The following is a 6,209-nucleotide window of genomic DNA, read 5'->3' on the forward strand; positions in this document are numbered from 1 at the left end:
GCCTGGTCCTGCGCGGACTGGAGTCCCTTGCCGGTCATGTCGGGCAGGTTGACGGTCTCGGGCGCCGTAGCGGTAGAAGTCCTGCCGGACGGTCGTCAGCGGCGGGAAGCAGTAGGCCGCCAGGGCGATGTCGTCGACACTCACGATGGACACGTCCTCGGGCACCGACCGGCCGCGCTCGCGCAGGGCGCGGATCACCCCGAAGGCCATCTCGTCACTGGCGGCGAAGACCGCGGTGACCTCCGGGATCATCGCGATGATCTGCCCTTGCCGGTGTCCCGAGTCGGGCGACCAGTCGCCCTCCAGGGCCGGCGGCGCCTCGATCCCGGCCGCGGCCAGGCACTCCTGCCAGCCCTGTCGCCGCTGGCGCGCCTCGATCCACTCGTCGGGCCCGGCGATGTGCCAGACCTGGCGGTGCCCCAGGTCGAGCAGGTGCTGGGTGGCGACACGGCCGGCCTCCTGCTGGTCGATACCGAGCACCCGGGCGCCCGCCGTCCGCGAGCCGTCGAGTGTGACGGTCGGGATGTCGCGGGTGAGGTCCTCCATCTTCGGCGTCACGGAGATGAGCGGCACCGCGATGATCAAGCCGTCGACGCCCTGGTCGGCGAGCTTGGACAGGGATCGCTCCATCAGGCCGGTGTCGAGCGCGGCGATGGTCGCGATGCTCACCGCGTACCCGGCCGCACCCGCGGCGGCCTCGACGCCGGCGGTCACCGCCGAGCGCGAGTAGTACCCGCCGGACGCCAGCAGGACCAGGCCGATGGTGTGGCTGCGCCCGGAGGAGAGCGCTCTGGCGGCGCTGTTGAACCGGTAGCCGACCTGGTCCACGGCGGCGAGCACGCGCCTCTTGGTGTCGGGGTTGACGTTCGGCGAGCCGCGGAGCGCGCGCGAGACGGTCTGCGCCGACACCCCGGCGGTCCGGGCCACGTCGGTCATGCTCGGCTGCCTCGGCCTCGCGGTGCCCTCGGTCATGGTGCTCCTTCCCCCCGCGGCCGGCCCGCGACGTCGTCCTCCCACAGATCCTATCGGTCTTGTTAGCGATGGCATCGATAACATACGCTCGCATCGTGACTGAGCCCCCCACGAGACCCCTCGCTCCGGCCCACACCACGACCGACGCGGCAGCCGGCGTCGCGACCAGCGTGCTCACCTGGCACGGGGGCCGTCTGTACCGGCAGGGCGCCCCCCACCGCATCCTGTCCGGGGCACTGCACTACTTCCGGGTCCACCCCGACCTCTGGCGGGACCGCATCCGCCGACTCGCCGACCTCGGCCTCAACACGGTCGACACCTACGTGCCGTGGAACTTCCATCAGCCCCGGGAGGACGAGGCGCCGCTCTTCGACGGCTGGCGGGACCTCGAAGGGTTCATCCTCACCGTGGGCGAGGAGGGCCTCGACGTCGTCGTCCGCCCCGGCCCGTACATCTGCGCGGAGTGGTCCAACGGCGGCCTGCCGAGCTGGCTGACCGGCCGGGACGTCGCGGTCCGCAGCTCGGATCCGGGGTTCACCTCCGCCGTCGGCCACTGGTTCGACGTCCTGGTCCCGCGCATTGCCGCGCTCCAGGCCGCCGAGGGCGGGCCGGTCGTGGCGGTGCAGGTGGAGAACGAGTTCGGCAGCTTCGGCGACGACCATGCCTACCTGCGCTGGAATCGTCAGGCCCTGACCACACGGGGCATCCGGGAGCTGCTGTTCACGGCCGACGGGCCCACCGAGCTGATGCTGGACGGCGGCACCCTGCCCGAGACCCTGACGGCCGTCACCCTGGGCTCCGAGCCCGCCACCGCCCGGCGGCTCCTCGCGGCACGGCGACCGGGGGAACCGTTCGTGGTCGCCGAGTACTGGAACGGCTGGTTCGACCACTGGGGCAAGCGGCACCACGTCCGCGGGGTGGACAGCGCGGTCCGCACGCTCCGCGGCATCATCGCCGACGGCGGCAGCGTGAGCGTCTACATGGCACACGGCGGCACCAACTTCGGGCTCTGGGCGGGCGCCAACGAGGACGACGGACGCCTCCAACCCGTCGTGACGAGCTACGACTCCGACGCCCCGATCGCCGAAGACGGCACGCTGACCGACAAATTCTTCGCCATGCGCGAGGCCCTAGGCGCCCGTGGGCCGCTCCGCTCCACCCCCCGGATGCCGACGCTCCCGCCGGTCCGCGTCCCGCTCGTCCACCGCGCCGACCTCCTCATTGGCCTGCGTGCCGTACAGGCCCCGACCTCGACCGCCCCACGCCCCGCCACGTTCGAACAGCTCGGGCTCGACGCGGGCATGGTCCTGCACACCGCGCACCCGCGCATCCCGGCGGGCGAGCACCGACTGACCCTCACCGACGTACGCGACCGGGCACTGGTCTTCGCCGACGGCACCCTCCTCGGCGTGGCCGACCCGGCTTCCCCGGAACTCCCCCTCCACGGAACCGGCGACGTCGTACGGCTGGAGGTCCTGGTCGAGAACCTCGGCCGGGTGAACTACGGCCCGGGCATCGGCCGGCCCAAGGGCCTGCTCGGTCCGGTCCTCGTCGACCGGCGCATCGTGCAGGGCTGGGACAGCACGCCGGTCGCGCTGCAGGACTGGTCCTTTGCGGAACTGTCGAGCGCGGTCACCGCCGGTCCCCCGACCACGCAGGCCGGGCCTTCGACCCCGCATTCCGGGCCCTCGACCACGCCCGCCGGGTTCGCCGTCGCGGAGCTGTACGTCGACACGCCCGCGGACACCTTCCTCGCGTTGCCGGGATCCAGCCGTGGCCTCGTCTGGGTCAACGGGTTCCTGCTCGGCCGCTACTGGGAGATCGGGCCACAGGTCACGCTCTACTGCCCGGCACCGCTGCTGCGCGCGGGCGAGAACACCGTGACGGTCCTCGAGCTGGAACGCCTCGGCGCAATTCTGGAGCTACGCGACCGCCCGGAGCTGGGGCCGCCGGAGGAGTACATCGAGGAGTTCGGCTGACCAGGTCCGTACGCGAGCGTGGTGGGCGTGCGGCGAACTATTTGAGGTGCTCGGTGAGGTCGTCCACGGTCCAGTCGGCCTGGCGGAGGATGGAGCGGATGGTGCCGGGCGCGAGGGAGCGGTGCAGGGGCACGATGACGGTGCGGCCGTCCCTGCGGTACTTCGTGTGGCTGCCCCGGGTCGCGATGTGGCCGAAGCCGGCGCGTTCGAGTGCCTTGGCGATCTCGGTGTCGGACAGGCCGTGGGGGACGGTGGGGCTTACGCGACGCGGACCTCGACCGGCGCGGTGATCACGTCGGCGACGACCTCGGGAGCGGGGGCGTCCTCGAAGTACAGCTCCAGCGCCTCGCGGAGGTTGGTCAGGGCCTCTTCGATGCTCGCACCCTGGCTGGTGACCTCGACTTGGAGACAGCGGGCCACGTACCACTCGTCCTCACGGGTGACCGCAGCGGTCAGGTGCAGTGCGCGCGTCATAGATGAAAGTGTGGCATGCCGGGCGACGCCGTCAGAGGTTGTCCGGCCGCGGACCACCGGCATGCGGTGAGTCTCCGGCGACGTGCGGTCGGGGGCGACTCCCCGCCGGAGGCGACGCAGGAGGGAGGTCCCGGTCAGGACGTGGCTCGGCGCCTGTTGATCGCCGTCAGGTCGATCTCGATGTCGAACGGCACCGACACCTTGAGCCGGTCGTGGAAGATGCCGGTGAGGCCGTAGGACTTCGTGGCCGGATCCAGTTCGTAGACGTAGACGACGGGGAGACCCTTCTCGTCGTCCTGCTCCACACGCCAGAAGTGCGGCACACCTGCCGCCGCGTATTTGCCGGGCTTGACCTCGCGGTCGCGTTCGCGGGAGTCGGCGGAGACGACCTCGAGGGCGAGAATGATGTCCTCTGGCTTGTACCAAGTCTGGTTCGGGCCGGTCACAGCATTGGCCGGAAAGACGACGATGTCCGGCTCGGGGCGGTTCTTCGAGTCCAACTTGACCGTCATCTCACGGTCGACGTCAAGGTGGTCCGGTGCCTGCTCCAGCAGGGCGTTGTCCAGCAGACGCATCGTCCGACTGTGGAAACGTGTCTGCGGACTCATGAAAACGAGACTCCCGTCGATCAACTCCGTGTGCGGTGGGAGGCCCGGAATCCGGTCGAGGTCGTCCGCGGTCCAGCCTTCGGGAGGCGGAATGGGCCAGCGGTACGCCGGCTCGTCGTCCAGCCCGTTGTCGGATGCGGCGCTCATTTGTGCTCCCATGGGACGGAGTCTCGCCTGACGATTCAGCGTACCCAGGGGGAATGACAGCCGCCTCACCTCAACGAGTGATCATCGGACGGTCGCCTCCAAGGAGGTGGCGAGGGTCTCCCCGGCCGACGACCCGATCTCACACCACAGCAGCTTCCCGCCCCGGCCGAAGAGATCGTCCCCGAGCGGATAGCCGCCCCACGCCTCCGCGTAATGGCATACGAGGAACAGCCCACGCCCACCATCCGCCTCCGTCGGCACGGGACAGTGGGGGCTTGATCGCTTGTCGAAAGGAGGCGGGATGTGCGGGTTGGCGTCCCAGACGCTCACCCGCAGCCGCCTGCGGCCGAGACCACGGAGGCGGAGCGTCGCGGGGCCGGTCGAGTGCTGGTAGGCGTTGGTGACCAATTCCGAAGCCAACAGCTTGGCACTGTCCTGAAGTTGGGACATGCCGTGGCCCGCGAGAACGGCACGGAGTGTGACCCGGGCGATGCGCGCGGCGCGCGGATCGTGGGGTAGTTGAAGCGCGTACGCCCAAGTTGGGGACACTTCGCACTCCGACGGGGATACGGTGACCATGAACGGCTCCTGCGGTGCGGGGACTTGGTTCGCTTGATGGCCCGTCGGCGGTGGCAGTGCCGCCCGCTTGAGGTGCGGAGGGTGCGCTTCCGGCTTGTTGGCGGGGCCAGTTGAGGGGCTCGAAACTCACCATAGGGCACGCCATGGACTACATTCCATGAAGAGCGGGGAATGCAGTCCATGCTGCCTTCGTGTGGGTGACCCGAGACGACGTACGTACGAATAGGAAGTCACGGTCGATGCCGCAGCCAAGCCCCCTCCCCACCGCCCGGCGCCGCCGCCTCGGGGTCGAGTTGCGCAGGCTGCGCGAGCGGGCCGATCTGTCCGCCACCCAGGCCGCAGCACTGGTCGGAGCCACACAGTCACGCGTGAGCAACATCGAGGCGGGGCGCTACGGAGTGAGCGCCGACCGCGTCCGCACGATCGCCCGGCACTACGACTGCACCGACGACCCCCTGATCGATGCCCTCACCGCCTTGACCGGCGAGCGCCGACGCGGCTGGTGGGAGGAGTACCGGGACATCCTGTCCCCCCGTGTGCTGGACCTGACCGAAGTCGAACATCACGCCACCGCACTGCGGGTGGCGCATGTGATCAACATCCCCGGCCTGCTGCAGACGGCCGACCACGCCCGCGCTCTGTTCAGCCACACGGTGCCGCCACTGAAGCCGCACGAGATCGAGCACCGCGTCTCACACCGCATCAAACGGCAGGAAATCCTGCACCGCGAAGCGCCCCCGCGCTACACGGCGATCATCCATGAGGCCGCCCTCCGCATGCGCTTCGGCGACCGTGCCACCATCCGGGCCCAGCTCCAGCACCTCAACGCGATCAGCGAGCTCGACCACGTCACGATCACCGTCATTCCCTTCCACAGGGGCCCGTTCCACACCTCGGGCCAGGGCATCGACTACTTCCACGGCCCGGTACAACAACTGGACACAGTCCAGCTCGACACCGACCACGGCGCAGAACTCATCGACTCTCCGGCGCAGTTGGAGCGCTACCGACTGATCCTGGACCAGACCACGCAAGCAGCGCTCCCCGCGGCCGAATCCCGCGACTTCATCTCCCAGCTCACCCAGGACCTCTGAAGGAGCCCTCCGTGCCCGAACTGCACTGGCAGAAATCCACGTACAGCCAGGAGGCCTCCGCCTGCGTCTACCTCGCCACTGCCCCCGCGGGAACGATCCTCCTGCGCGAGAGCGACGAGCCTGAGGCGATCATTGCCACCGGACCCCGCCAGTTGGACGCTCTGATATGCAGCCTAAGGTCTGCGCGTGCTCCCCAGAGCCGACCGACGACGAACGCGAAGACCCACCCGCCGCAGCCGTCGTCCGCTGACGTTGCCGCTGAGAAGCCGTATCTCAACCGATCTTGGAGCGTGTGGATCGAACAGAGTTCCTGGTCGGGTGATCTTTCGGCGGTACGCGCATGAAGGCAGGGCCTC

The 6,209-nt window shown here is 69.6% G+C and carries 8 protein-coding genes; 3 read left to right on the forward strand and 5 right to left on the reverse strand.

What is annotated here, in order from left to right; all coding sequences use genetic code 11:
* On the reverse strand, positions 1-972 hold a 972-nt coding region (locus ABZ027_RS42855), incomplete at its 3' end, for a LacI family DNA-binding transcriptional regulator (RefSeq protein WP_356778491.1).
* A gap of 68 nt (positions 973-1,040) precedes the next feature.
* On the opposite strand from ABZ027_RS42855, the gene ABZ027_RS42860 reads away from it, so the two are divergent.
* Entirely contained in the window at positions 1,041-2,951 is a 1,911-nt protein-coding gene (locus ABZ027_RS42860; protein ID WP_356778493.1) for a glycoside hydrolase family 35 protein, read from the forward strand.
* A 37-nt stretch (positions 2,952-2,988) separates the two neighbouring features.
* On the opposite strand, the gene ABZ027_RS42865 is transcribed toward ABZ027_RS42860, so the two are convergent.
* The 4 genes from ABZ027_RS42865 to ABZ027_RS42880 all read right to left on the reverse strand — a co-directional run bounded on the left by ABZ027_RS42865 (position 2,989) and on the right by ABZ027_RS42880 (position 4,759).
* Positions 2,989-3,189 carry a type II toxin-antitoxin system HicA family toxin gene (locus tag ABZ027_RS42865; protein ID WP_356778505.1) on the reverse strand — a complete coding sequence of 67 codons (201 nt, stop codon included), beginning with the start codon at positions 3,187-3,189 and terminating at the stop codon, positions 2,989-2,991.
* 20 nt (positions 3,190-3,209) lie between these two features.
* Positions 3,210-3,425 (reverse strand): type II toxin-antitoxin system HicB family antitoxin, encoded by a 216-nt coding sequence (locus tag ABZ027_RS42870; protein WP_356778495.1) that lies wholly within the window; start codon positions 3,423-3,425, stop codon positions 3,210-3,212.
* A gap of 134 nt (positions 3,426-3,559) precedes the next feature.
* Positions 3,560-4,180: a Uma2 family endonuclease gene (locus ABZ027_RS42875; protein WP_356778497.1), complete on the reverse strand. Its 621-nt coding sequence runs from the start codon at positions 4,178-4,180 to the stop codon at positions 3,560-3,562.
* Positions 4,181-4,261: 81 nt separating this feature from the next.
* Complete coding sequence (locus ABZ027_RS42880; RefSeq protein WP_356778499.1) at positions 4,262-4,759, reverse strand: ATP-binding protein; 498 nt, start codon at positions 4,757-4,759, stop codon at positions 4,262-4,264.
* A 239-nt stretch (positions 4,760-4,998) separates the two neighbouring features.
* Between ABZ027_RS42880 and ABZ027_RS42885 the strand changes: the two genes are divergently transcribed.
* Both ABZ027_RS42885 and ABZ027_RS42890 read left to right on the forward strand, forming a co-directional pair.
* Positions 4,999-5,853, forward strand: a complete 855-nt coding sequence (locus ABZ027_RS42885) for a helix-turn-helix transcriptional regulator (RefSeq protein WP_356778501.1) — start codon at positions 4,999-5,001, stop codon at positions 5,851-5,853.
* Positions 5,854-5,864: 11 nt separating this feature from the next.
* Positions 5,865-6,197, forward strand: a complete 333-nt coding sequence (locus ABZ027_RS42890) for a DUF397 domain-containing protein (RefSeq protein WP_356778503.1) — start codon at positions 5,865-5,867, stop codon at positions 6,195-6,197.
* Positions 6,198-6,209 lie beyond the last annotated feature (12 nt).

The organism is Streptomyces sp. NPDC006332 (assembly GCF_040612855.1).
Lineage (GTDB): Bacteria > Actinomycetota > Actinomycetes > Streptomycetales > Streptomycetaceae > Streptomyces.

Excerpts from the sequence above, each read along its gene's own strand:
- ABZ027_RS42860 (WP_356778493.1), top strand. The coding sequence starts at position 1,041 with ATGGCATCGATAACATACGCTCGCATCGTGACTGAGCCCCCCACGAGA.
- ABZ027_RS42870 (WP_356778495.1), bottom strand. The coding sequence starts at position 3,425 with ATGACGCGCGCACTGCACCTGACCGCTGCGGTCACCCGTGAGGACGAG.
- ABZ027_RS42875 (WP_356778497.1), bottom strand. The coding sequence starts at position 4,180 with ATGAGCGCCGCATCCGACAACGGGCTGGACGACGAGCCGGCGTACCGC.
- ABZ027_RS42880 (WP_356778499.1), bottom strand. The coding sequence starts at position 4,759 with ATGGTCACCGTATCCCCGTCGGAGTGCGAAGTGTCCCCAACTTGGGCG.
- ABZ027_RS42885 (WP_356778501.1), top strand. The coding sequence starts at position 4,999 with ATGCCGCAGCCAAGCCCCCTCCCCACCGCCCGGCGCCGCCGCCTCGGG.